The 25,830-nt window shown below is 67.2% G+C and carries 21 protein-coding genes; 18 read left to right on the top strand and 3 right to left on the bottom strand.

The annotated features are described in order from the left end of the window. The first annotated feature begins 4 nt into the window (after positions 1–4). From egtB to ACCQ01_RS21480, 3 genes are read left to right on the top strand one after another with little or no spacing between them, the layout of a single operon-like run. Positions 5–1,294 (top strand): ergothioneine biosynthesis protein EgtB, encoded by a 1,290-nt coding sequence (egtB, locus tag ACCQ01_RS21490; protein ID WP_228432800.1) that lies wholly within the window; start codon positions 5–7, stop codon positions 1,292–1,294. Then, positions 1,291–2,277, top strand: coding sequence for an L-histidine N(alpha)-methyltransferase (egtD, locus tag ACCQ01_RS21485; protein ID WP_228432799.1), 987 nt, complete (start codon positions 1,291–1,293; stop codon positions 2,275–2,277). The genes egtB and egtD overlap by 4 nt, the downstream gene beginning before the upstream one ends. Before the next feature lie 17 nt (positions 2,278–2,294). Next, on the top strand, positions 2,295–2,567 hold the full coding sequence (locus ACCQ01_RS21480; protein ID WP_115541319.1) for a DUF3253 domain-containing protein: 273 nt from the start codon (positions 2,295–2,297) through the stop codon (positions 2,565–2,567). A gap of 187 nt (positions 2,568–2,754) precedes the next feature. On the opposite strand, the gene ACCQ01_RS21475 is transcribed toward ACCQ01_RS21480, so the two are convergent. After that, complete coding sequence (locus ACCQ01_RS21475) at positions 2,755–6,465, bottom strand: indolepyruvate ferredoxin oxidoreductase family protein (RefSeq protein ID WP_228432798.1); 3,711 nt, start codon at positions 6,463–6,465, stop codon at positions 2,755–2,757. Between the two features lie 161 nt (positions 6,466–6,626). Here ACCQ01_RS21475 and ACCQ01_RS21470 point away from each other — a divergent pair, with 161 nt between their 5' ends. From ACCQ01_RS21470 to ACCQ01_RS21415, 12 genes are all read left to right on the top strand, one after another. Continuing rightward, positions 6,627–7,265: a hypothetical protein gene (locus ACCQ01_RS21470; RefSeq protein ID WP_103701207.1), complete on the top strand. Its 639-nt coding sequence runs from the start codon at positions 6,627–6,629 to the stop codon at positions 7,263–7,265. A gap of 319 nt (positions 7,266–7,584) precedes the next feature. Next, positions 7,585–8,502, top strand: coding sequence for an AEC family transporter (locus tag ACCQ01_RS21465; RefSeq protein WP_115541318.1), 918 nt, complete (start codon positions 7,585–7,587; stop codon positions 8,500–8,502). A 67-nt stretch (positions 8,503–8,569) separates the two neighbouring features. Further along, the gene (locus ACCQ01_RS21460) at positions 8,570–9,634 is read left to right on the top strand and encodes a hypothetical protein (RefSeq protein ID WP_228432797.1); all 1,065 of its coding nucleotides are present in this window, start codon (positions 8,570–8,572) and stop codon (positions 9,632–9,634) included. 360 nt (positions 9,635–9,994) lie between these two features. Then, a complete protein-coding gene (locus ACCQ01_RS21455; protein WP_011035431.1) occupies positions 9,995–10,627 on the top strand; it encodes a nucleotide-binding protein in 633 nt (210 codons plus the stop codon). A 15-nt stretch (positions 10,628–10,642) separates the two neighbouring features. Continuing rightward, complete coding sequence (locus tag ACCQ01_RS21450; RefSeq protein WP_011035432.1) at positions 10,643–11,119, top strand: SixA phosphatase family protein; 477 nt, start codon at positions 10,643–10,645, stop codon at positions 11,117–11,119. Positions 11,120–11,122: 3 nt separating this feature from the next. Continuing rightward, positions 11,123–11,695, top strand: a complete 573-nt coding sequence (locus ACCQ01_RS21445) for a YceI family protein (protein ID WP_012436993.1) — start codon at positions 11,123–11,125, stop codon at positions 11,693–11,695. Next, a complete protein-coding gene (locus ACCQ01_RS21440; protein ID WP_228432796.1) occupies positions 11,692–13,674 on the top strand; it encodes a phospholipase D-like domain-containing protein in 1,983 nt (660 codons plus the stop codon). Before ACCQ01_RS21445 ends, ACCQ01_RS21440 begins: the two co-directional genes overlap by 4 nt. Positions 13,675–13,961: 287 nt before the next feature. Continuing rightward, the gene (locus ACCQ01_RS21435) at positions 13,962–14,390 is read left to right on the top strand and encodes a hotdog fold thioesterase (protein WP_011035435.1); all 429 of its coding nucleotides are present in this window, start codon (positions 13,962–13,964) and stop codon (positions 14,388–14,390) included. Positions 14,391–14,506: 116 nt separating this feature from the next. After that, complete coding sequence (locus ACCQ01_RS21430; RefSeq protein WP_019237116.1) at positions 14,507–15,310, top strand: lysophospholipid acyltransferase family protein; 804 nt, start codon at positions 14,507–14,509, stop codon at positions 15,308–15,310. Positions 15,311–15,364: 54 nt separating this feature from the next. Further along, positions 15,365–16,351 (top strand): YheT family hydrolase, encoded by a 987-nt coding sequence (locus tag ACCQ01_RS21425; protein ID WP_019237115.1) that lies wholly within the window; start codon positions 15,365–15,367, stop codon positions 16,349–16,351. Positions 16,352–16,408: 57 nt separating this feature from the next. Beyond that, entirely contained in the window at positions 16,409–18,481 is a 2,073-nt protein-coding gene (locus ACCQ01_RS21420; protein ID WP_011035438.1) for a tetratricopeptide repeat protein, read from the top strand. Positions 18,482–19,195: 714 nt separating this feature from the next. Beyond that, positions 19,196–19,807: a YbhB/YbcL family Raf kinase inhibitor-like protein gene (locus tag ACCQ01_RS21415; protein WP_228432795.1), complete on the top strand. Its 612-nt coding sequence runs from the start codon at positions 19,196–19,198 to the stop codon at positions 19,805–19,807. 450 nt (positions 19,808–20,257) lie between these two features. Here ACCQ01_RS21415 and ACCQ01_RS21410 read toward each other — a convergent pair whose 3' ends face one another. Together ACCQ01_RS21410 and ACCQ01_RS21405 are read right to left on the bottom strand one after the other, a co-directional pair. Next, entirely contained in the window at positions 20,258–21,079 is an 822-nt protein-coding gene (locus tag ACCQ01_RS21410; protein ID WP_228432794.1) for an META domain-containing protein, read from the bottom strand. A 90-nt stretch (positions 21,080–21,169) separates the two neighbouring features. After that, positions 21,170–21,961, bottom strand: a complete 792-nt coding sequence (locus tag ACCQ01_RS21405; protein WP_011035441.1) for an undecaprenyl-diphosphate phosphatase — start codon at positions 21,959–21,961, stop codon at positions 21,170–21,172. 222 nt (positions 21,962–22,183) lie between these two features. On the opposite strand from ACCQ01_RS21405, the gene glnA reads away from it, so the two are divergent. The 3 genes from glnA (at position 22,184) to ACCQ01_RS21390 (ending at position 25,684) form a co-directional block, all read left to right on the top strand. Next, the gene (gene glnA / locus ACCQ01_RS21400) at positions 22,184–23,593 is read left to right on the top strand and encodes a type I glutamate--ammonia ligase (protein WP_012437000.1); all 1,410 of its coding nucleotides are present in this window, start codon (positions 22,184–22,186) and stop codon (positions 23,591–23,593) included. 287 nt (positions 23,594–23,880) lie between these two features. Beyond that, complete coding sequence (locus ACCQ01_RS21395) at positions 23,881–24,219, top strand: P-II family nitrogen regulator (protein WP_002808480.1); 339 nt, start codon at positions 23,881–23,883, stop codon at positions 24,217–24,219. A 22-nt stretch (positions 24,220–24,241) separates the two neighbouring features. Further along, complete coding sequence (locus ACCQ01_RS21390) at positions 24,242–25,684, top strand: ammonium transporter (RefSeq protein WP_228432793.1); 1,443 nt, start codon at positions 24,242–24,244, stop codon at positions 25,682–25,684. The last annotated feature ends 146 nt before the right edge of the window (positions 25,685–25,830 follow it).

Raw genomic sequence — 25,830 nt, 5'->3', positions numbered from 1 at the left:
GCATATGGCGATGTCTGCACAATCACCCCTGCTGGTCGATCACCAGCAACAGCAGCTGACGCTGTTGGAACGCTACGCGCAGACCCGTGCGCTCAGCGATCGTCTTGCCGCACCCTTGAGCGCGGAAGACGCGATGGTGCAGAGCATGCCCGATGCCAGCCCCAGCAAATGGCACCTGGCACACACCACCTGGTTCTTCGAACGCTTCGTGTTGCAGACCGACCCGCAGTACGTGGTGTTCGACCCGGCGTGGGATTTCCTGTTCAACAGCTACTACCAAAGCGTAGGCCCGATGCATGCGCGCGCGCGCCGGGGTGTGTTGTCGCGGCCATCGCTGCAACAGGTGCGTGACTACCGTGCGGCCGTCGATGCGCAGATGCAGCGCCGCCTGCGCGATGGCCTGCTGGACGAGGCCACCTGCACCATCGTGCAGCTGGGCATCCAGCACGAGCAGCAGCACCAGGAACTGCTGTTGACCGACATCAAACACGCGCTGTGGAGCAATCCGCTGCAGCCGGCTTACCGCGATGCCCAGCCGGTGTCGGCGGCGGCGTCTAGCGCCTTGCGCTGGCATGCGCGCGACGAGCAGATCGTGGAGATTGGCGCAGCGTCGTGGCCACAGGCCGCGGCCTTCGCCTACGACAACGAATCGCCGCGCCACCGCGCGCTGGTCGGTGCGCATGCACTGGCGCACCGCGTGGTCAGTAATGCCGAATACCAGCAGTTCATCGATGACGGTGGCTACCGCAGCGCCGGCGCCTGGCTCAGCGATGGCTGGGCAATGGTGCAGGCGCAGGGCTGGCAGCGTCCGCTGTACTGGGATGCGGACGGGCGCGAGTTCACCCTCGAAGGCTGGCGCGTGCGCGATGCGCATGCGCCGGTGTGCCATCTGAGCCTGTTCGAAGCCGACGCGTTCGCGCGCTGGGCCGGTGCACGCCTGCCCACCGAGGCCGAATGGGAACAGGCCGCCACCGGCATTGCCGTGCACGGCAATTTCGTCGACAGCGATGCCCTGCATCCGCGCGCCGCCGACGCGGTGGACACCGGTCTGCAGCAGCTGTTCGGCGATGTGTGGGAATGGACCGGCAGCGCGTATCTGCCGTATCCGGGCTTCGCGCCCTGGCCCGGGTCGCTGGGCGAATACAACGGCAAATTCATGAACGCGCAATGGGTCTTGCGCGGCGGCAGTTGTGCCACGCCTGCCAGCCATGTGCGCGCCAGCTACCGCAACTTTTTCCCCTCCGATGCGCGTTGGCAATTTGCCGGCGTGCGCCTAGCCAAGGATCTGCCGTGAACGCCGCCGCCCACGCCACCCAACGCGCGCATGCCGCGCTGACCGATCTGCGCCCGCAGCCGGACGACATCACCGCCGATGCTTTGGCCGGCCTATCGCAGACGCCCAAGACGCTGCCGTCGAAATATTTCTACGATGCGTGCGGCTCGCAGTTGTTCGAAGCGATCACCCGCCAACCCGAGTACTACCTCACCACCACCGAATTGAGCCTGCTCGAGGCCAGCATGACCTCGATCGCGCAGGCGATCGGCGCGGGCGTGCATGTGGTGGAGTACGGCAGTGGCAGTGGCCGCAAGACCGAGTTGCTGCTGCAAGGCCTGCGCGATGTGGTGGCCTATACGCCACTGGAAATCTCGCGGACCGCGCTGCTGGAAAGCACTGCGCGCCTGGCCGAGCAATTTCCGCAGATCCAGATGTTGCCGGTGTGCACCGACTTCACCCGGCCGTTGCAGCTGCCGGCCGCGCAACGCCCGGCACGCCGGCACGTGGTGTTCTTCCCCGGCTCGACGCTGGGCAATTTCACCGACACCGCTGCGATTGAATTGCTGGATGCGATGCGCCAGACCATGGGTGCCGATGGCTGCGCCTTGATCGGTATCGATCTGGACAAGGATGCCGCGCTGATCGAGGCGGCGTACAACGATGCCGCCGGGGTCACCGCCGAATTCACGGTGAATCTGCTGGCACGGCTCAACCGCGAGATCGGTAGCGATTTCGACCTGGAGGGCTTCCGCCATCGCGCGGTGTATGCGCGCGAACGCGGCCGCATCGAAACCTTCCTGGTCAGCCAGCGCGCGCAACGTGTGCACGTGGGCGGGCAGGAATTCACCTTCACCGAAGGCGAGGCGATGCAGGTCGAATACAGCTACAAGTACACCGACGCCCGCTTCGCCGAACTGGCCGCCGCGGCAGGCCTCAAGGTGACGCATGGCTGGAATGATGCCAAGGATTGGTTCGGCCTGCGGCTGCTACGCCCGCTCTGACGCCGCGGCCGCACGCGGTGCAGGCACCTGACGACGCGCAGATGGCGGCGCTGATCGTCGACCTGCTCGCACGGCGTGAGCCGCAGCACTCGATCTGCCCGTCGGACGTGGCACGCGCCATCAGCGAGGATGCCGCTGTCTGGCGCGCGCTGATGCCGCAGGTGCGCGCCACCGCGGCCACATTAGTGGGCGAGGGTGCGGTGCGCATCACACAGCGTGGCCAGCCTGTGGATCTGGGCACGGTACGCGGCCCGATCCGCTTGATGCGCGGGCCACGCTTCCCGCGATAACTGCCTGCGCTTTCGACCGTCTGCAGGTGGAAAGCGCCAGGTCTGCAAGCCAGCACGTGATCCAACGCGATGTCAGACCTAAGACCTCGCATCGGTCACGCAAACCCGCTGAACGCGCAGCCAAACCGCCACTGCCTGTGGCGCGCGATCGGCGCCACGCATCCCTCATCCGTAACGCGTTAGTGGCTTACGCCGCCTGCACCACATGCAGCGCCTTGGGGTTGCGCCATTGCGCCAACAGGGCGGCTTCGCGCGCCTTGGCCTCGCGCAGGTGCGCGTCCTTGACGTGCCCGTAGCCGCGAATGTGTTCGGGGATGCTGGCGATCTGCGCGGCCAGGCCTACGTTGTCGTTGTCCAGGCGCTGCAGCAGCGTGTCCACCGTTGCCAAATAATCGGCAATCAACTGACGCTCGCCGCGACGTTCTGCGGTGTAGCCGAACACGTCCACTTTGCCGCCGCGCAGAAACTTCAACCGTGCCAGCAATTTGAAGGCACTGAACATCCACGGCCCATATTCGCGTTTGATGGGCTGCCCGTTTGCATCCTTCTTGGCGAACAACGGCGGCGCCAGATGGAAGCGCAGCTGGTAGTCGCCTTCGAACTGCTGCTGCACACGGCGCTGGAAATCGCCGCGCGTATACAGCCGCGCCACTTCGTACTCGTCCTTGTAGGCCATCAGCTTGAAGGCGTAGCGCGCCACCGCAGCGCTTAGCGCGGTGCTGCCCGGTGCGCGTTGCGCTTCGTGCGTGCGCACGCGCTCCACCAGCGCACGGTACTGCTGGGCGTAGGCGGCATCCTGGTACTCGGTGAGGAAGTGCACGCGCCGCGCAATCGCCTCGTCCAGGGACTGCGCCAGCTGCTCGTCATCCAATGGATGCACCGGCGCATCGCCGTCAGCGTGCAGGGTGTCGGCATCGGTCTGCGCCAGCGCGCGCGGCGCATTCTGGCCACTCATGTCGTGGTCTTCCCAGCTGCCCGGCCCGCGCGATGGCGGCGTGGCGGCATGCGCGGGGGCAGCGGTGTCCAGCGCAGGTGCCAGGCCTGCGGCGCGTTGTACGGCCGGCAGATCGACCGCCGCCAAACGCCCCCAGGCGAAGGCCTGCTGATTCATCGCCACCGCCGCGCCATTGAGCTCGATCGCCCGCATCAATGCCGCGTGCGACAACGGCACCAGGCCGTGCTGCCAGGCATAGCCGAGCACGAACAGATTGCTGGCGATGGCATCGCCCAGCAGCGCGGTGGCCAATTGGGTGGCGTCCAGCAGCAAGGGCTCCTGCCCGCCAAGGGCGGTGCGTACCCCCGCAATGATCTCGGCTGCCGGGAACTGCAGATCCGGCTGCGTGGTGAAACTGCCCGGCATCGCTTCGTAGGTGTTGAGCACCACCTGGGTGCGGCCGTCGCGCACCTTGGACAAGGCCCAGTAATCGTTGACCACCACCATGTCGCAGCCCAGAACAAGGTCTGCTTCGCCGGCGGCGATGCGCACGGCGTGGATGTCGGCCGGTTGGCGCGCGATGCGGATATGCGTGGTGACCGCGCCACCCTTTTGCGCCAGGCCGGTCTGGTCCAGCACCGTGGCGCCCTTGCCTTCGAGATGGCCGGCCATGCCCAGCAACGCGCCGATGGTCACCACGCCGGTGCCGCCGACGCCGGTGATCAGGATGTTCCAGGGCTGCTCCAGCGTCGTGCGTTGTGGCGGTTCGGGCAGGGCGTCGAGCAACGCACTGGCATCGCGCTTCTTGCCCTTGCGCGGCGCGCCGCCGTGCACGGTGACAAAGCTCGGGCAGAAGCCCGACACGCAGGAATAATCCTTGTTGCAGTTGGACTGATCGATCTCGCGCTTGCGCCCGAATTCGGTGTCCTTCGGCAGCACCGACACGCAGAAACTCTTCTCGCCGCAATCGCCGCAGCCTTCGCACACCAGCGAATTGATCATCACCCGCTTGGGCGGGTCAATCAGTTTGCCGCGCTTGCGACGGCGGCGTTTTTCGGTGGCGCAGGTCTGGTCGAAGATCAGGATCGACACGCCCTTGATGGTGCGCAGCCGCTGCTGCACCGCATCCAGTTCGCTGCGATCGTGAAACGCCACCTCGCTGGGGAAACGCTCGCGCCGGCGCGTCCATTTGCCGATGTCGTCGCTGACCACCACGATCTCGTGGATGCCTTCGGCACGCAGCTGATGCGCGATGTCCGGCACGGTGAGCGTGCCGTCCACCGGCTGCCCGCCGGTCATTGCCACCGCGTCGTTGTAGAGGATCTTGTAGGTGATGTTGACGCCGGTGGCCACCGACTGACGAATCGCCAGCGAGCCACTGTGGAAATAGGTGCCATCGCCCAGGTTCTGGAACACGTGCGGCGTGGCGGTGAACGGCGCCTGCCCCGACCAGGTGACGCCTTCGCCGCCCATGTGGGTGAAGGTGTCGGTCGAGCGGTTCATCCAGGTCACCATGTAGTGGCAACCGATTCCGCCGAGCGCGCGCGAGCCCTCCGGCACCACCGTGGAGGTGTTGTGCGGGCAGCCGGAGCAGTAGTGCGGCACGCGCGGGAACAGCGCGCGCGGCAGCGCCATCTCCGCTTCCTTGGCCTCCATCCAGCGCAGGCGCTGTTCGATCGATGCAGCAATGGCCGCCGACGGCAGCGGGAAGCGCTGGATGCGCTTGCCGATCACCGCGGCGATGGTGGCCGGCGTGAGCTCACCGGTGGAGGGCAGGATCCACGCGCCGTGTTCGTCGTACTTGCCCACGATGCTCGGCCGCGCCCCGGCGCTGGCCGGCCAGTTGTAGAACAGCTCCTTCATCTGGCGCTCGATGAAGGCTTTCTTTTCTTCCACCACCACGATGTCGTCCAGCCCGCGCGCGAATGCGGTGATCCCCACCGGCTCCAGCGGCCAGGTCATGCCCACCTTGTAGACGCGGATGCCGATCTGCGCGCAGGCCTGCGCATCCAGGCCCAGATATTCCAGTGCCTGCAACACGTCCAGATAGCTCTTGCCGGTGGTGACGATTCCCAGCCGCGCCTGCGGCGAATCCAGCACCAGCTTGTCGATGCCGTTGGCGCGCGCGAATGCCTGCGCGGCGGCCACCGCATAGCGGTGCAGGCGCATCTCCTGATCCACCGGCGGATCCGGCCAGCGGATGCTCAGCCCGCCCGGCGGCAGTGCGAAGTCGTCCGGCAGCACGATCTGGCGGGCGAACGGGTCCACATCCACCGAGGCAGAGGATTCCACTGTTTCGGCGATGGTCTTGAAGCCCACCCAGCGCCCGGTATAGCGGCTCATCGCCCAACCGAGCAGGCCCATGTCCAGAATGTCCTGCACGCCGGCCGGGTTGAGGATGGGCATCATCGCGCTGACGAATTCGTCTTCGGACCCATGCGGCAAGGTGGAGCTGCGGCAGGCATGGTCGTCGGCGGCCAGGGCCAGCACGCCACCAAACGGTGAGGTGCCGGCGGCATTGGCGTGCTTGAACACGTCGCCGCTGCGGTCCACGCCCGGGCCCTTGCCGTACCACATGCCATACACGCCCTGGACGGTGGCGCCCGGGAACAGGTTGGTCTGCTGCGTGCCCCACACCATGGTGGCGGCCAGGTCCTCGTTGAGGCCCGGGGTGAAGGTGACCTTGGCCGCCTCCAGATGTGCACGCGCCCGCCACAGTTCCAGGTCCAGCCCGCCCAGCGGGCTGCCGCGGTAGCCGCTGACGAACCCGGCGGTATCCAGCCCGGCGGCCACATCGCGCAGGTGTTGCATCAGCGGCAGCCGCACCAGCGCCTGCACACCGGACAAATAGATGCGGCCGTCGGCACGCGTGTATTTGTGCTCCAGCGTGTAGTCCGCATCCACACGGCCGATCTCCGGCGTGTTGGCAGAGGCGGGGGATGAAAGTGCAGCGGTACTGGTCATGGCGTGCCCGGAAAGGGTGGCTGGAACCTGGGGATTCCAAAACGGCGTGCAAATTGTAACAGTCGCCTTTCACGCGCCCGTCCGCCTGCGGATGCACAGCCGCCGCGCTGCGGTTAGGATGGGGACGGGAAGGGGTCGTTTGCTGTCAGGGGATAAAGCCAGTGAAGAAGCAATACGCATGGGTCGCCGCGTTGGCCCTGCTCGGGGGCGTGTGGTCGATGGCGCAGGCGCAGAGCCTGCCCAAGCCCAAGGAGTTCTATTTCGACGAGGACCGTGCCACGACCAAACCGGTGGTGGCCGTGCAGGGGCAGGGCGATGCGGTCGTGGATCGGCTGGCCAGCATGGTGCAGCGTGACGCACGCGCCGCCGAGCCACGTGCACAGCTTGCCGCGCTGGCCTATGCCGGTGGCCGCACACAGTTAGGCGACGAGCTCTACCAGGGCGCGCTGGCACTGGTGTCCAACGGCAGCCAGCAATACCGCGCCATCAGCTGGAACTACGGCTGGGACCTGTTGCGCGCCGACCAGGCCGACAAGGCCCTGCAGCACTGGGCCAACCTGGCCAACGGCCGCCCGGCCACGCCGGCATGGTTGCCCACCACGCTGGCACTGGGGCTGTGGCGCGCTGGACGCAAGCAGGAAGCGGTCGAGTGGTACGCCGCCGCCGTGCGCACCTGGCCGGACCGTTGGGGCAGCACCGCCAACTACGCCAGCCTGCTGCCGGAGTGGCGCGAGGCCGACCGCGCCAGCCTGGCCGAGGTCTTCGCCGCCTGGCAGGCCAACCCGCCCGCGTTCCCGTAAGCCAAACGCGCGCGGCAGTGAATCTGCAGCGCGCGACTAACGCCGCATTGGCGATACAACGCGGCGCTGCAGTCCGGCGCTGAAATCGCGCTGTGCGTCGTCTGCATTCGTGCAGGCCGTGGTGGCGTTCGTTGCGCCATCACTCGCCGGGCAGGTGGCTTGCGCACGCCAGCGTTGTCATCCAGGCGGTGTCATCGACGATCTGTGCTGAGCAACGCGCAGACCAGGTGAAGTGCGTCGTTCCGCGCTTCGGTCGGTCGCAAGCCGGGCACGCACGCTATGCGATCCTGCACACCCGTTTCGAAGACATGACCACGCCATGGCGGTGGATGCATTTGCGTTGATCCTGGCGATGCTGGGGCTCGGGTTGGTGTTTGCGCGGCTGCACGTGCTGCCGGACAACAGCGCCGATGTGCTCAACCGCATCGTGTTGTACATCTGCCTGCCGGCCTCCGTGCTGACCTATGTTCCGCGGCTGCACCTGGATGCCTCGCTGGGCGGCGTCATCGCCACGCCCTGGCTGCTCACCGCCCTGATCGTGCCGATGCTGTGGGGCTGCAGCCGTCTGCTTGGCGTGCGCCGCGACGAATACGCCGCGCTGCTGATGTGCGTAGTGTTCACCAACTCCAGTTTCATCGGCTTTCCGATGGTGCGCGCGCTGATCGGCGACCACGCCTTGCCGTATGCGGTGGTCTACGACCAGTTCGGCACCTTCGTGCTGCTGTCCACCTTTGGCTTGTACGTGTTGGCGCGCTACAGCGGCGACACCCCACCCACCGCGCGGATGATCCTGGCGCGGGTACTGCGGTTTCCGCCGCTGTGGGCGCTGGTCTTTGCGTTGACGCTGATGCCCGAACAGCCGCCGGCCTGGATCGGTTCGGGACTGAAGAGCCTGGCCGATGCGATGTTGCCGCTGGTGATGCTGGCCGTCGGGTTTTCGCTGCAATTGCGCTTGCCGGCGCAGGAACTCAAGCCACTGGCGCTGGGCTTGCTGTTCAAGCTGGCGGTCATGCCGGTGCTGGCATTGCCGCTGTCGTGGGCGCTCGGCCTGCAGGGCCAGATGCTGCAGACCAATGTGCTCGAATCGGCCATGCCGACCATGATCACCGCCGCGGCGCTGGCGATTTCGCACCGCCTGGCGCCACGTCTGGCGGCGGCGATGGTGGGCTACAGCATCCTGTTGTCGCTGCTCACCCTGCCGGCCTGGGCATGGCTGCTGGCGCGGCTGGCGGCTTGATGCGCGTGCCCGTGCATGAAATGCTGGCCGGCGGCGCATGCGCGCCCTCACAGGACAAGGCACACGGATGCGGACTTCACGATTGATTGGCAGCACGGTGCTGCTCTGGCTGGGCAGCGCGTGCATGGCCTCCGCCGCGCCCGCCGCTACTCCCACGGCTGATCCCACCAACGATCCGCTGGTGCAGCAGTGGGGACAGCAGGTCGGCGAGACGCTGCAGGCACGTCTGCGCAGCATGGCTGACAGCGGCAAGCCCGGGCCGCTTTATCTGGCCGGCCTGTTGTGGATCGACACCGAAACCGATGCCGAGTCCGACGCTGCGCGCGCCGGCTACGCGCCGCTCCAGCGCGCCTGGCTGCAACGCGCGCTGGACGCGCGGCCGCGCGACCTGCTGGTGGCGCGGATGGAAGCGCTGGGCTGCCCCGCTGGCTTGCGCTGCGACCCGCTCGCCGCGCTCGCCTTCCTGGAGCAGGCCGATGCCGGCAACGCCGATGTGCATCTGCGCGCCTACGCAGCGGCGCAACGGCGTGGCGATGCCGCCGCCGCCGAGCGCGCCTGGCAGGCCGCGGTGCAGGCAGACCATTTCGACAGTGGCGCGTTGGCCCTGGGCCAGGCCTTGCACGCTGCTTATGCCGATGTGCAATGGCCGGTGCTGACCTCGGTCAGCCTGCGCGCGCAGCTCGATGCACGTGGCCTGCCCTCCACCGGCGCAGACACCGCGATGCTGTTTGCAATGGCGGCGTGGTCCGCGCACGCATTGCCGGCATTGAGCCCGGTGGTACGCCGTTGCGATCCGGCCACGGTGACTCCAGCGCTGCGCGACGAATGCATGGCGGTGCTGGGCAATGTGGCCAAGGACGAGTCCACGCTGGCCACCGCACTGATCGGTGCCAAGCGCATGGCCAGCCTCAGCAGTGGCGCCGATGCCACGCGGTGGCAGGCCCGGGTACGTGAGTTGGCATGGCTGCAGCAGCAACAGCAGGGCCTTGCCGGCGCTGGTAGAGGCCTGGTGTCCGATGGGGATGCGGTGCTGGCGCACGGTGAAGTGCCGGCCTTGCGTGCGCTGCTGCAGCGCCAGGGCATTGCCACGCAACCGCCGGCCGGCTGGCAGCCGAGCGCTTCGGTGCAGTAAGGCCGCGCGCAGCACGCGCGTCGGAGCAGCAGGCAGCGCGGTTGTCTTGCGGTTGAGCAGGTCTTCAACTGCAGACCAATCGACAGGGCGCCTGGTTGGTGCGCGCTGCCGATCGGCCACACCCTCACCATTGTGCCCGTGTCCGCTGATCTTGCTGGCTCGGGCGTTGCGTTTTGGAGGTATCACCGCAGCGCTGGCAAAGCGCGACGCGTGATGGCTGGTGCCGACGCCTGCGTTCCCGCACACACACACGATGCTGCACTGCGATAGGCAACGCCGTGGTGCGTTTAACGTGTTTCGACTACTTCCTCACCCGGCCGCGGTGTACGCTGCCGGCTTGCTCCCGGAAGCGAGGCGTGCATGAAGACAGTCCTGGTGGCCGGCTCCAAAGGCGGCGTTGGCAAGACCACGATCGCCACCAACCTCGCCGCACACGCGGCATTGCAAGGCCAGCGCACCGTGCTGGCAGATGCCGATCCACAGGGCTCGTCCACCCGTTGGGCGGAACGCCGCGCCAGTCTGGAAAGCGCGGTCCTGCCGATCGACGCCACCCGGCGCCGCAACTGGCAGGCCGCCGTACCCGACGGCACCGACCAGCTGATCATCGATGCGCCGGCCGGCGCGATGGCCGATGACCTGAGCGGCTTCCTGGACCATGTCGACGCCATCGTGGTGCCGGTGCTGTCCTCGGCGCTGGATATCGAAGCGGTGGTCGGCTTCCTCAACACCCTGGCCAAGGTGCCGCGCGTGCACCAGCGCAAGCTGCCCGTGGGCCTGGTGCTCAACCGCGCCCGGCCGTGGACCCAGACCTCGCAACAGGCCGCCGAGATGATCGGCAGCTGGCCATATCCGCTGGTGACCCAGCTGCGCGACACCCAGGCCTACGTGGTGATGGCCGGGCTGGGGCGCAGCTTGTTCGACTACCGCTCTGCGCAGGTGCGCGACCATCAACAGGACTGGGAGCCGCTGTTGAAGTGGCTCAAGAAAGCCTAGGACCGGAAAGCTCTTATGCGCGAACTGATCTTGCTCCGACACGCCCACGCCGAACCAGCCGACACCGGCCAGGCAGATTTCGACCGCCCCTTGTCGCCGCACGGCATTGCCGAGGCCGAAGCCGCCGGCCGCTGGCTGCGCGAACAACACCTAGTACCCGACCGCGTGCTCTGCTCGCCGGCCAGGCGTTCCCGCGAAACCCTGGAGGCGGTGCTCGAGCTCACCGGCTATATCGAACAACGCCTGGACGAGCGCATCTACGAGGCCACCCCGGGCACCTTGGCCAGCGTGCTGGACGAGCACCGCGAGGCCGAACGGCTACTGCTGGTGGGCCACAACCCGGGCCTGGAACGCCTGGCCGCGCTGATGCACAGCGGCCAGACCGGCGACTACCGCGGCATGCCGACCGCTTCGATCGCCCTGCTGGCCTTGCCGCTGGATGCGGCCATCGAACCCGGCATCGCCCGGCTGACCGCCTTCTGGTGGCCTTGATCCGTGCCACTGTCGCTGCGCTGGGTAGCCTGGCTCGCGCTGTGGGTCGCGTTGCCCTGCGTGGCCCAGCAGAAAGTGCATGCCATCGACCCGGTGCAGTCGCGCTTCGGGTTCGAGATCAGAACCCGCTTCGGGATGAAGATCGAGGGGCTGTTCCCGCGGTTCCGGGGTGAGCTGACCGAATCGGCGGACGGGCGCCAGCAGGTGCGCTTCCGTCTGGATGCCGCGCAGGTGGAAATCCCGGGCAAGGACCGCTACACCGCGTGGATGCGCGGCGAGGATTTCTTCAACGTGGCGCAGTATCCGGTGGTGGAATTCGAGTCGTTTCCGTACTCCGCCGAGGTGGTGAAGCGGGGCGGCGAGATCACCGGCAACCTGACCATCCGTGGAATCACCCATGTGGAGACCCTGCATGTGGTGCCGGCTGAATGCGCGCGGCCGGGCTATGATTGCGATGTGATCAGTCGAGGTACGGTCCTGCGTGGACGTTACGGAATGAATGCGTGGCAGATGGCCCTGGGTGACAGGGTGACGTTCATTCTCCGTGGGCGGCTGCAGGAGGTCCGGCGCCCGTGACGTCCTTGTTGAGGATTCTTGTGCTGGCAACCTTGTTGCTCGGCACCGGATGCGCCGGCCTGTCGCAAACCGAACGTCACCGCGCCGCCGGCATTGCCGTGGCCGCGCGCAGCACCGTGGTCACCTGCACCCAGGCCGATCGCTGCGCCCAGCCCTCGCCGCTGCGCGCGCTGGGCGGCGACGCCATCACCGCCTCCACCGCTGCAGCGCCACGCCACTACGCCACCATCGTGGACCACGGCGAGGAATCGCTGGTTGCGCGGCTGAACCTGATCCGCAGCGCCACCCGCAGCATCGACCTGCAGACCTACATCTTCGACAAGGACGACAGCGCCCGCATGGTGCTGGACGCGCTGACCGCCGCCGCGCAACGCGGGGTCAAGGTGCGGATCCTGATCGATCAGCTCTCGGCGATCGCCGATCTGCAGATCCTGGGCGCGCTGGCCAGCAGCCACGAAAACCTGCAGCTGCGCATCTACAACCCCACCTTCGGCAAGGTGAAGCTCAACTACTTCGACTACGCCGGCAGCGTGGTGTGCTGTTTCCGCCGCTTCAATCAGCGCATGCACAACAAGCTGCTGGTGGTGGACGATGTGCTCGGCGTGGTTGGTGGACGCAATTACCAGGACGACTACTTCGACTGGGACAGCGAGTACAACTTTCGCGACCGCGATGTGATTCTGGCCGGGCCGGAAGTGCGCGCGATGGCGACCAATTTCGATGCGTTCTGGAATGCGCGCCGCAGTGTCCCGGCCGAGCGGCTCAACGATGTCGGGCGGTTGTTGCTGGACGACGGCCCACAGACCATGCCGCCGGCCAAGTTCCGCCGGCCCGAGCGGGTGGCGCGGGTGGACCGCGAAGCCAATGACCCGCAGTTCGTGCAGGCTGCCTTCGTGGCCCCGGCAATGCCGGTGCAGCGTGTGCTGTACGTGGCCGACTTGCCACAGAAACACCGCAAGGAACACGGCGCCAAGGCGGTGTCCACCGCGCCGGAGCTGGACAGCCTGATTGCCGGAGCGCAGCAGGAAGTGCTGCTGCAGACGCCGTATCTGGTGTTGTCCGATCCCGCGCAGGAAATCTTCCGCACCCTGCGCAAGCGCGCGCAGCCGCCGCGCATCGTGGTGTCCACCAACAGCCTGGCGGCTACCGACAACCCCATCGTGTATGCGCTGTCGTACAAATTCAAACGCCGCAACATGCGCGAACTGGGCTTCAACGTGTATGAGTTCAAGCCGTTCCCGCTGGATGCGCCGGTGGATTACGCCAACCTGCTGCCCGACCCGCTGACGGCCGCCGCGGGCGAGGCCGCCGAGAACGACCGCAGCAATCGTCTGATCGGCGGCAGTGCGGCCGGCAATGCGGTGCGTGGCAGCAGCGGTGGTGGTGGTGGTGGCGGGCGTACGCCCGGCGGCAGCGATGTCGACCGCCGCGTGCTGCGCACCGAAACCCGGCCCTCGTTCCTGGGCACTCGCGCGGTCAACAAGCCGTTGCCGGTGACGCGCGCCGGTGCGCGCATGGGGCTGCACGCCAAATCGCTGGTGGTGGACCGCCGCATCGGCGTGATCGGCACGCACAACTTCGATCCGCGCAGCGAGAACTACAACACCGAAGCGGCGGTGGTGATCGACGATCCGCGCTTTGCACAGGCGCTGGCCGCCAGCATCGAGCGCGACATCGCCCCCGACAACGCCTGGACGGTAGCGCCGCGCGAAAAGCCGCCGGTGCTCAGCGGCTTGAACTACAGCGTGGGCAAGGTGTCCGAAGCATTGCCGGTGCTGGATTTCTGGCCGTGGCGCTACGCCACCAACTACGAATTCCAGCCGGGCCCGGGCTGCCCGTTCCCGCTCAAGCGCCAGGACCCGCAGTTCCGCCAGTGCTACGTGGCGGTGGGCGATTTCCCCGAGGTCAACGTCGGCCCGAAGTGGCTGCTGGTGCGGATGCTGACCGCCTTCGGCGCCGGGCTGGTGCCGATCCTCTGATCGGCAGTATCCGCTGCAGTGCGTAGAGCTGCGCGTGCAGGCGCCCCGCACGTGCATCACGCAGCAGCGCCGCCGCACGCGCTGAAAAAACGCAGCGCACATGGGCGTGCAGACAATCGCATCGCACCGTGTGGCCTAAACGACCAGGCAGTTGAATGATCGCGCGGGCTCCCGGATGCTCTTACGATTCCCGATTCCCGATTCCCGATTCCCGATTCCCGATTCCCGATTCCCGATTCCCGATTCCCGATTCCCGATTCCCGATTCCCCAACTCGATCCCATGCCCATGCGCTTTCGTGAACCCGTCGACCTCGCTGCCCTCAACGCCTCCAGCCGCGACACCTTGATCGCGCAGTTGGGCATCGTGTTCACCGAAGCCGGCGACGACTGGTTGCGCGCCACCATGCCGGTGGATACGCGCACCAAGCAGCCGTATGGCCTGCTGCACGGCGGCGCCTCGGTGGTGCTGGCCGAAACCCTGGGCAGCAGTGCCGGCAACCTGTGCGTGGATATGACCACCCAGATGTGCGTGGGCCTGGAAATCAATGCCAACCACCTGCGTGCGGCCTATCAGGACGTGGTGATCGGCACCGCGCGCCCGGTGCATGTGGGCCGCAGCACCCATGTCTGGGACATCACCATCGACAACCCCGCCGGCAAACGGGTGTGTGTCTCGCGCCTGACCCTGGCGGTGGTGGCGCGCACCAATGGCTGAGCGCGCCCGGCGTGCGCATGGGTGGAACAGCGCCGCCCGCTCCCGGCACTGCGCGGCGGCCGTGCTGCTGTCACAATAGTGGCGCCTTCCTTCCCCGTTCCGGTCCTGTTCCTCGAATGAGCGAGTCATCCCTGCCCGCCACGCGCGATGCCGGCGGCGCGCTGCGTTGGTTCCGTTATCTGTATCGGGTGCCATTGCTGCTCGTGCACCTGACGGTCTGCCTGCCGATCACCATGCTGTGTGTCGTGGCGCCGCCGCTGGCGCGCATCCGCACCGGCCGCGACGATACCCTGGACGAGCGCATGATCCGCTGGTGGCAGGGCACGCTGATGCGCATCTTCGGGTTTCGCCTGCGCCGTTTCGGCACCCCGTTGCCCGGCGCCACCTTGTTCGTGGCCAATCACGTCAGCTGGGTCGACATCTCGATGCTGCACAGCCAGCGGGTGATGGGCTTTGTGGCCAAGCGCGAAATCGCCGGCTGGCCGCTGGTGGGCTGGCTGGCCACCAAGGGGCAGACCATCTTCCACCAGCGCGGCAACACCGAGTCGTTGGGCGGGGTGCTGCAGGAAATGCTGCTGCGCCTGCGCAGCGGCAAGCCGGTAGGTGTGTTCCCGGAAGGTCGTACCCGCGGCGGTACCGAGGTGGGCCCGTTCCATGCACGCATCTTCCAGGCGGCGGTCGAAGCCGGTGTGCCGGTGCAGCCGGTGGCGTTGCGCTACGGCGAGCGCGGCAGTGCACAGGCCGTTGTGGCGTTCGGCGAGCGCGAGAGTTTTTTCGCCAATATCGTGCGGCTGCTCGGTGAGCGCTCACGGCTGGCGGAAGTGCATTTTCTCGAGCCGATCGGCGCGCTGGATATCGACGGGCGGCGCCGCCTGGCCGACACCTCGCGCCAGCGCATCCTTGCCGCGATGGAGTCCTGAGGCGGCCATGCGCCTGCCGCTGCCAGCCGTCGCGCCAGCTGCGCCAACGCGCGCATGAACGCCTCCGACTACCAGCCGCCGCGCTGGCTGCGTAACCCGCACGTGCAATCGGTGCTGGGCAGCAGTGCATTGCGCCGCATCCGCAGCCGCCAGTTGCTGGCCGCCGCCGGCGCGCGCACCACCGAGCACATCCTCGATGGCGGCGACGGCGTGCGCTTGCAGGGCTGGATGAGCGTGCCGCCGGGCGATGCGCCGGTGCGTGGCACCGTCTTGCTGCTGCATGGCTGGGAAGGCAGCGCCGAATCCAACTACATGCGGCTCACCGCCGCGCGCCTGCTCGGGCTCGGCTACCAGGTATTCCGGCTGAACTTCCGCGATCACGGCGGCACCCACCACCTCAACGTGGACCTGTTCCATTCGGATCGGGTGGACGAAGTGGTCAACGCGGCCGCCGATCTGTGGCGGCGCTTTCCATCGCAGCAGCTGCTGGCGGCCGGCTATTCGCTGGGCGGCAATTTCGCGCTGCGGCTGGGCCTGCGCGCGCCGGCAGCGGGCCTGCCGCTGACGCGGGTGGCCGCGGTGTGCCCGCTGCTGGATCCGGCCGCGACCATGCAGGCGCTGGAAGACGGCCCGCAGTTCTATGATTGGTATTTCCGCCGCAAATGGCGTGAATCGCTGCTGCGCAAGCGCAAGCTGTTCCCCGAACAACACGGCTACGATGACGCCACCCTGGCGCTGGACATGCGCGGCCTGATGGCGTGGCTGGCGGTGCAACACACCGGGCATGGCTCGCTGGAAGCGTATTTCGACAGTTATTCCATTGCCGGCGACCGCCTGGCCGGGCTGCAGGTGCCGGCCGACATCCTGATGGCCGAAGACGACCCGGTGATTCCGTTTGCCGATTTCGCCGGTTGGCAATTGCCGGCCCACGCGCACCTGGAAATCGCGCGCTGGGGCGGGCATTGCGGCTTCCTGGAAAATGCCCGCGGCGACGGCTTTGCCGAGCGCTGGGTGGCCGAACGCTTGAGCGGCATCGCCTAGGTCGGCAGCGCAGCGCGCATCGTTACAATAGCGGTTTGTCCTGGACACCCCGCCGCCATGCAAGACGCCATTCTCCAAGCCCTGCGCCGCAATGCAGCCGATGACGCCGTGGCGCTGGCCCGCGAGTGGGTGACCAGTGCACCGGACCTGTCGGCCGCGCACCGCTGGCTGGGGCTGTCGTTGCAGCAGCAGGGGCAGCCGGTGCTGGCGCTGGCCAGCATCGAGGCCGCGCTGGAACTCACCCCGGAAGACGCCGACCTGCACCTGTTGCGCGCCGGGCTGTTGCTGGCCGTGCGCGATGTGCCTGGTGCCGATGCCGCGCTCTCGCGCAGCACCACGCTGGACCCCAACCAGTTCAATGCCTACGTGATGCAGGCGCATCTGGCCGTGGCACGTGGCGACCTGGACGAGGCCGAGCGGCTCAGCCGCACCGCCGCACGCCTGGCACCGGAGCATCCGCAGTTGCTGGCGGTCGATGGCGTGGTGGAGATGCGCCGCGGCCAGAGCGATCGCGCGCTGTCGCTGCTGACCCGTGCGGCCGAGCAGCTGCCCGACGATGCACGGGTGATGTTCGCGCTGGGTTTTGCCTATCTGCAAAAAGAACACTTTGCCTTTGCCGAGCGCGCGTTCGAGCGGGTGGTCGAATTGAATCCGCCGGGCACCGCATTGCGTGCCTTCATCGCCCAGCTGGCACAGCGCCAGGGCCGTCTAGACGATGCGCTGAGTGCAATGCAGGGCGTGCTGGCCCAGCCCGGCGGCGACATCCCCGCGATGCGCCGGCTGGCCGGCGAGATGGAGTTGCAGGCCGGCCGTCCGGACCAGGCGGTGGCGCACCTGCGCCTGGCGCTGGCCCATTGGCCGGCCGATCGCCGCACCCTGCACGCGCTGCTGAGCGCCTGGGAGCGGCTGGGTGCGGTGGACGATGCCCGCGACACCCTGGATGCGGCGCTGGCCACCTCCAGCAATGCGCACGACCTGTGGCTGGCCCGCCTGGCGGTGGAGCCGGTGGGTGGGCCGCAGGCGCAGGCGGTGATCGAGCGCTGGCTGCTGGGCATGCCCGAGCACCTGCCAGCGCTGGAGGCACTGATGCGCGTGCACGACATGCAAGGCCATGCCGACGAGGCAGAAATGGTGGCGCGACAGATCGTGGCGGTGGAGCCGGGTCGTATCAGCGGCGAGCAACGCATTGTCGAAGCCCTGCTGCAGCGCGACCCGCCGGCGGCGATCGCCTGTGTCGAATCCTTGATCGAATCGTTGCCCGCCCCGCAGCAGACCGTGCTGCGGCCGTGGCTGGGCAACGTGCAGGATCGCGCCGGCCAGCCCGACGCCGCGCTGGCCACCTGGATGCAGTTCCACCGCGAACAGGCCCAGCACCGCCTGCCGTTGCCGCCGCAGGCTGCCAAGCCGTCGATGCAGTGGCCACCGGTGGGCAGCATCCCGGACACGGTGAGCGCGCGCCCGCTGTTTGTCTGGGGCCCGCCCGGCTCGCATGTCGAACGCCTGATCGCGGTCATGGACGCCGCCACTCCGCTGGTGCGTGGCGACCGCTACGGCAACACGCCGCCGTCCGATGCGCTGCAGAGCTACCGCACCGTCGAGCAGCTGGGCAACGGCGAGTTGGCGCCGCTGGCGCTGGTGGAAGGCTGGAAGGCGCAGCTGCCGCGCCGTGGCATCGACGACGGCAACGTCATCGACTGGCTGTTGTGGTGGGACAACACCTTGCTGACCGCGCTGCGCCCGCACCTGCCCGAAGGCCGCCTGGCAATCGCGCTGCGCGACCCGCGCGACATGTTGCTGGACTGGCTCTCGGCCGGCGCCCCCGCGCCGCTGGCGCTGCAGTCGCCACAGCAGGCTACCGACTGGCTGCTGACCATGCTGGAACAGGTGGCGGTGCTGCACGAACGCGACCTGTACCCGCATCGCATCATTCGCCTGGACGGCATCGAAAGCGACCCGCAGGGCATTTCGACCGCGCTGGAGCAGGCGTTCGGCCTGACCTTCCCGCTGATCGAACCGCGCGGCCCGGCCCGCCTGGCCGCCGGCCGCTGGCGCGATTATCGCGGCGTGCTGGGCGCGCAGTTCGACCTGCTCACCCTGATCGCGGTGCGCTTCGGGTATCCGCAAGACTGAGCGCGGCGGCGGTCCGGGCCTAGACTGGCTCCGCTTGCTGCTTGCTGCTTGCTGCTTGCTGCTTGCCGCTTGCCGCTTGCCGCGCGCCCGCCGCTCCGCGATGGATGCGGCCGGTGCTTGGGAGAGTGGTGCATGACACGGCACGCCAAGCACGCACCCCGCTTTCGTAGGAGCGGCCTTGGCCGCGATGAGGCGTTACCGATAAAGCCCCTCGCGGCCAAGGCCGCTCCTACAAGTTGCGTCGCTTGCGATCTCTGGCCGTGGCGATTGGACATGTGTCCACATCAAACGGCCTGGCATCGTTGGACGTGTCGCCATTGATGCGCGCTGGAAGCGAGACGCGTCGGGAGCCCGCTTCGCACAATGCTCATGGAGAGCGCTTCGCAGCTGCTTCCGGCCTGACCTGACAGCCACACACGACCGGTCCCGCAAGCACTAACGCTTTGTAGGAGCGGCCTTGGCCGCGATGCAGCATTACCGATAAAGCCCATCGCGGCCAAGGCCGCTCCTACGCGCGAACCGCGTTCCGGGAAATTCATGAAGATCGTCTCGCTCGTTCCCGAAGTGCTGTGACCGGATCACACGCGGACTGAGCCAAACAGGCCCTGGCCCGTCACACCCACCCGGCTGCGCCACAGAAGGTTCCATCGCGATGGCTTTCGCTGCCGCGCCGAGGCAGGCACCCTGGTGACCCCGATTCCACGGAGACCCTGCATGCGTCTGACCAGCCACAGCATCGACAACGGCAAGCCGATCCTCACCGAGTTTGCCGCCGGCACGCCGGAGGGCTTTGCGCCCAACCGCAACCCGCATCTGGCCTGGAGCGAGGTGCCCGAAGGCACGGGCGGCTTCGCGCTGCTGTGCCTGGACCCGGATGTGCCCACCGTGCCGGAAACGGTGGGCCGCGACGATGTGCAGATCCCGGTGGATCAGCCACGCACCGATTTCGTGCATTGGGCCATGGCCGATATCCCCGCAAGCGTGCGTGAGATTGCGGCCGGCAGCTGCAGCGATGGCTTCGTGGCCAAGGGCAAGCAGCAGCCGGCGGGCCCGGCCGGCGCGCGCCAGGGCCTGAACTCCTACACCCAGTGGTTTGCCGGCAATCCCGACATGGCCGGCAACTACCTGGGCTACGACGGCCCGTATCCGCCGTTCAACGATCTGCGCATGCACCGCTATTTCTTCCGCGTATTCGCGCTGGACGTCGCGCAGCTCGAACTGCCGGCGCTGTTCACCGCCGCCGATGTGCTGGCAGCGATGCAGGGCCACGTGCTGGCCGAGGCGGCGTTGCACGGCACCTACACGCTGAATCCTGCGCTGCGCTAAGCCACGGAAACAGCATTCCCAATCACGCGCCGTAACTCTGCTCGGCGGCCGGAAGCGTCGGCAAGCGTCGCTCCCGTGCCGAGACGCAAGTCGCTTGGACGGTCCCTCAACTTACGTAGGAGCGCGCTTGCGCGCGAGGGCATTCCCAGCAATGGTGCCGCGCTGCAATCGCGCAGCAACAGCCATCGTGTTGGTTGGCTCCAGCAGCATCGGCGTGCAGTAGCCGATGCCGCTGCAAATGGCCGTTACGTCGGCGGCGGGTGGCCTTGGATGAAGTAGCAATTCGCTTGGCGGAGCCCTCAGCCACGGCGTGTGATCGCGGCAGCGCATCCATGGGAACGCCTACATGCGAATCTGCCGCGCAGCTCACCGACCACATCGTGCGCTTAGGCAGCAACCACGTGAACGCCCCTCGCGCGCAAGCGCGCTCCTACGTCTTAGCCACACGGCTTAGCCGCGCGCTTCCAGCAGCTGCTCCAGCACATACACCGGCGCATCGCGTTCGCCGCTGGCCGGATAGCGCGTCACGCGCAGCAAGGTGCGAATGCCGGGTTCGTGGGTGAAGCCCTCGATTGGCTGATCGAGCGGTTGCCAGCCATCGGCGCTGTCCTGCAGCACGGCCTGCGTTGCCTGTAAGTGCTCGCGCACCTGCAGGCACTGGCGGGTGGGCTCTGTGATGCAGGGCGCGGTGTCGCCGGCTACCTCCAGCCACACGGTTTGCCCGGGCCCACCGAAGCGGGCGTCGGCGGTGGGCTGGCCGGCGAACTCCAGGCGTGTGCCGTCGGTGCGGGTCAGGCGCAGGGTCGGCAGGGGGGCTGCGCTGTCCAGCGCCACGGCAAAGCGTCCCGAGAGCAAGTCGCTTGCGGCGCGTTCCTGTGCCATCCGCCGCGATTGCGCGCACAGCCGTTTGCTCGACACCACCCGGCCGATCTGCAGGTGCGCGGCTTCCACGGTGTACGCCGCGCCGAGCGCATTGCAGGTCTGGCTGACCTGCAGGCGTTGTGCGGTGAAGTCCAGCTGCAGCGGTGGCATGCCAGCGACAAACAGGCTGCGCAGGGCAGTGCCGTGCGCATCGTAGGCATGTTGCAGCTGCCAGTGGTGGGTCTGCAGGTCGGCGCGCAGCGGTGCGTCCTGGCAAGAGCGTTCGGGCATCGCGGTTGCGGCAGGAGTCGCTGACGCTGACCCACCCGCCGGTGCGGCAGGTGGCACGTCGCGCCCGCAGGCGGTTGCACCGATGGCCAGCAGGGCTGGCGCTAGCAACACGGCACGCATCGATGGCTCCCGGGCGGCGGACCCGCTCAGTGATACCGCCAGCGGGCTGCCGGGGCAATGACGGCCGTCACTGCCCCGGCATTGGCCGGCTCAGGCGGCCGGCAACCACAGCAGCAGCGCGGCGCCGAGCAGGATGCGGTACACCGCAAACACCGTGAAGCGGTGCTTCTTGATGTAGCCCAGCAGCCACTTCACAACCACAAAACCGGTGAGCGTGGCCGCGATGAACGCCACCGACACGTCGGTCCAGTTCTCGCTGCCAAAGCCGCCTTCCTTGTACATCTCCAGCAGCGCGTAACCGCTGGCCGCAAACATGGTGGGAATGCCGACCATGAACACGAAATCCGCCGCCGCCGAGCGCTTGCTCAGGCCCAGCAGCATGGCCAGGAAGATCGCCGAGGCCGAGCGCGAGGTGCCTGGAAACACGCCGGCCACCACCTGGGCAAGGCCAACCGCGATCGCCACCTTCCAGGTGACCACGTCGCGCTCGGGCAGCTTGCCGGCAAAGTGTTCGGCCACCAGCATCCAAACGCCGCCGATCAGCAGCGCCCAGGCCACCGGCTGGATGGTTTCCGGCAATTGCCAGCCGGCCTTGCGCACGATCAGGCCGACCACCGCAGTGACCAGGAAGGCCACGCCGATCTTGAGCACGTAGTCGCGATTGGCGCGCTCGCCCAGGCCGGTGGCCAGGGTCCACAGCTTTTGCCGCAGCGCCAGGCAGATCGCCAGGATCGCGCCGGCTTGAATGACGATATTGAAGAAATCCGAGCGGCGTCCGAGCCATTGTTCGGCGATCAGCAGGTGGCCGGTGCTGGAGATCGGCAGAAATTCGGTGAGGCCTTCGAGAATGCCCAGCAACAGGGCGGAAATGAGATCGGACATCGGGCGGGAGAGGAGTGCGGGGGAGGCGAAAGGATAGTGCATTGCGGCATGCACCATTTCGGTGCACGATGGAGTCACTTAGCACCAAGATGGTGTTGAGCTTGGTTGAGCGATCTCGACTGAGGTCAGCAAAATCAACAACTTGTGAAGCGGCGCAGCTTGGCATGGTCCCTGCTGTAGTACCGCCCACGAGCCACTTAACTCCTGCCGAGGTTTCTTCCGATGTCCGTGGAAAATGTTGAAAAGCTGATCAAGGACAACAAGGTCGAGTTTGTCGACCTGCGCTTCGTCGATATGCGTGGCGTGCAGCAGCACATCACCTTTCCGGCCAGCATCATCGAGCCGGCGTTGTTCGAAGAAGGCAAGATGTTCGACGGCAGCTCCATCGCGGGTTGGAAGGGCATCAACGAGTCGGACATGGTCCTGCTCCCGGACGCGGGCACCGCTTACCTGGATCCGTTCTTCGCCGATCCGACCATCGTGCTGACCTGCGACATCCTTGACCCGGCCACCATGCAGAGCTACGAGCGCGATCCGCGCGGCATTGCAAAGCGTGCCGAGGCCTATCTGAAGTCCTCCGGCACCGCCGACCAGGCGTTCTTTGGCCCGGAGCCGGAATTCTTCATCTTCGATTCGGTGCGCTTCGCCAATGACATGGGCCACACCTTCTTCCAGGTGGGTTCGGAAGAGGCGGCCTGGAACACCGGCGCCAAGTACGACGGCGGCAACAGCGGCTACCGTCCCGGCGTGAAGGGTGGCTACTTCCCGGTGCCGCCGACCGACACCCTGCACGACCTGCGCGCGGAAATGATCAAGACCCTGGAGCAGGTCGGCATCGAGACCGAGGTGCACCACCACGAGGTGGCGACCGCCGGCCAGTGCGAGATCGGCACCAAGTTCAGCTCGCTGGTGCAAAAAGCCGACGAACTGCTGACGATGAAGTACATCATCAAGAACGTGGCCTACCGCAACGGCAAGACCGCCACCTTCATGCCGAAGCCGATCGTCGGCGACAACGGCTCGGGTATGCACGTGCACCAGTCGCTGACCAAGGGCGGCGTGAACCTGTTCTCCGGCGACGGCTACGGCGGCCTGTCGCAGATGGCGCTGTGGTACATCGGCGGCATCTTCAAGCACGCCCGCGCCATCAACGCCTTCGCCAACTCCGGCACCAACAGCTACAAGCGTCTGGTCCCCGGCTACGAAGCGCCGGTGATGCTGGCCTATTCGGCGCGTAACCGCTCGGCCTCGTGCCGCATTCCGTGGGTGACCAACCCCAAGGCGCGCCGCATCGAAATGCGCTTCCCCGATCCGTTGCAGTCCGGCTACCTGACCTTCACCGCACTGATGATGGCCGGCCTGGACGGCATCAAGAACCAGATCGACCCGGGCGCACCGAGCGACAAGGACCTGTACGACCTGCCGCCGGAAGAAGAGAAGCTGATCCCGCAGGTCTGCTCCAGCCTGGACCAGGCCCTGGAAGCGCTGGACCAGGACCGTGAGTTCCTCAAGGCCGGCGGCGTGATGAGCGACGACTTCATCGACGGCTACATCGCATTGAAGATGCAGGAAGTCACCAAGTTCCGCGCCGCAACGCATCCGCTGGAGTACCAGCTGTACTACGGCAACTGAGTTCCACCGCGGTGATGGCGGAGGCCCCCCCTCCCACCTCCGCCATCGCCGCACATGTTCGAGGGTCCATGGCAGGTGCCGTGGGCCGCTAGGGGACGAGAGAGTACACAGCACGCGGTGCGCGGGCCTGACCTCTCACACGAGGCGGATGCATCGCATCCGCTGGGGTCTGCGCCACCGTGTGACGATTCATCAGGAATCGGGGATGCCGGGGTTGGCATCCAGGTGAATGACACCGCCGGTCGGCGCAATGCCGGCCGGTTCTTTCCACCATTCGGGGTATGCGCATGAAATTGATCACCGCCATCATCCGGCCGTTCAAGCTCGACGAGGTCCGCGAGGCCCTGTCCGCAGCTGGCGTGTCGGGTATCACCGTTACCGAGGTCAAGGGCTTCGGCCGGCAGAAAGGCCATACCGAGTTGTACCGCGGCGCCGAGTACGTCGTGGATTTCCTGCCCAAGATCAAGATCGAGACGGTGGTGACCGACGACCGGCTGGATGCGGTGGTCGAGGCCATCCAGAACGCCGCCGGCACCGGCAAGATCGGCGACGGCAAGATCTTCGTGACCGCGATCGAGCAAGTCGTGCGTATCCGCACCGGCGAGATCGGCGCCGATGCGCTCTGACCCCACCCACCCCGGAGTCCCTATGAAGACAGGTCTTGTTGCCGGGTGGAAAGCCCGGTTCTACAGCGTCTGCATGCTGATGCTGTTCAGTGCGCTGGTGGTTGGCGGCTTGGGCAACGCGCAGGCTCAGTCCGGCGCGCAGGTCACCCCATTGCCGACCGAGCCGGTCACCACCGAACCGCTCCCCACCGCACAGCCGGCCGCCGCGCCGGTTGCGGCGGCCGAGGCGGCGCCGGTGGTGGAGAAGGGCGACGTCGCCTGGATGCTGACCTCCACGTTGCTGGTGCTGCTGATGGTGGTGCCGGGCCTGGCGCTGTTCTATGGCGGCATGGTGCGCGCCAAGAACGTGTTGTCGGTGCTGATCCAGGTGGCGGTGGTGTTCTCGCTGCTGGTGGTGCTGTGGGTGTTCTACGGCTACAGCCTGGCGTTCTCCGGCGAAGGTGCGTGGATCGGCAATCTGGACAAGGCCTTGCTCAAGAGCGTGACCATCGAAACGTTGTCGGCCACCTTCACCAAGGGCGTCAGCCTGCCGGAATACGTGTTCGTGGCGTTCCAGGCCACCTTCGCCGGCATCACCGGTGCGCTGATCGTCGGTGCCTTTGCCGAACGCGCCAAGTTTGCGGCGGTGCTGTTGTTCTCGGTGATCTGGTTCACCTTCGGCTACCTGCCGCTGGCGCACATGGTCTGGGCCACCGGTGGCTATCTGTTCGGGCTGGGTGCGCTGGATTTTGCCGGTGGCACGGTGGTGCACATCAATGCCGGTATCGCCGGTCTGGTGGGCGCCTACTTCGTGGGCAAGCGGGCCGGGCTCGGGCGTGAGGCGATCAAGCCGCACAACGTGACCCTGACCTTCGTCGGTGCGTCGCTGCTGTGGGTGGGCTGGTTCGGCTTCAACGCCGGTTCCAACCTGGAAGCCAATGCCGGTGCGGCGCTGGCCTTCCTCAACACCTTGCTGGCCACCGCAGCCGCGGTCCTGGGCTGGTCGCTCACCGAGAAGATCATCAAGGGCAAGTCCTCCGCCCTGGGCGTGGCCTCGGGCATGGTCGCCGGCCTGGTCGGCATCACGCCGGCCTGCGGCACGGTGGGCCCGTTCGGCGCGATCATCATTGGCCTGGCGGCCGGCGTGCTGTGCGTGTGGGGCGTCACTGGCCTCAAGCGCCTGCTTGGTGCCGACGACAGCCTGGACGTGTTCGGCGTGCATGGCCTGGGCGGCATCATCGGCGCGATCCTCACCGGCGTGTTCTCGGCGGCCTCGCTGGGCGGCCAGAAGGGCGGCGACTACGACATGCTGCATCAGGTCGGCATCCAGGCGCTGGGCGTGGGCATCACGGTGGGCTGGATCGGCGTGGTGTCGGTGGTGGGCTTTGTGGTCGCCAAGCTGGTGTTCGGCCTGCGCGTCACCGAAGAAGCCGAGCGTGAGGGGTTGGACATCACCTCGCACGGCGAAGCTGCCTACGAGTCCTGAGCATGACCGCCCGCGGCCAGCATGCCGCGGGCTGCACGACGACCCGGCCGGGAATGCCCGCGCCGGGTCTGCTGTCCCCCGGCCCGGCACCAAGCGCCGGGCCACGTTGCCGAGGTGCCTGCATGACCCGCCCCACGCCCCTCAGT

Origin of the sequence: Xanthomonas sp. NCPPB 4037 (genome assembly GCF_041475695.2) — a bacterium.
Taxonomy (GTDB): domain Bacteria; phylum Pseudomonadota; class Gammaproteobacteria; order Xanthomonadales; family Xanthomonadaceae; genus Xanthomonas; species Xanthomonas campestris.
Note: the sequence above shows the minus strand (reverse complement) of the source record. Positions and strands in the feature narration are given on the sequence as shown.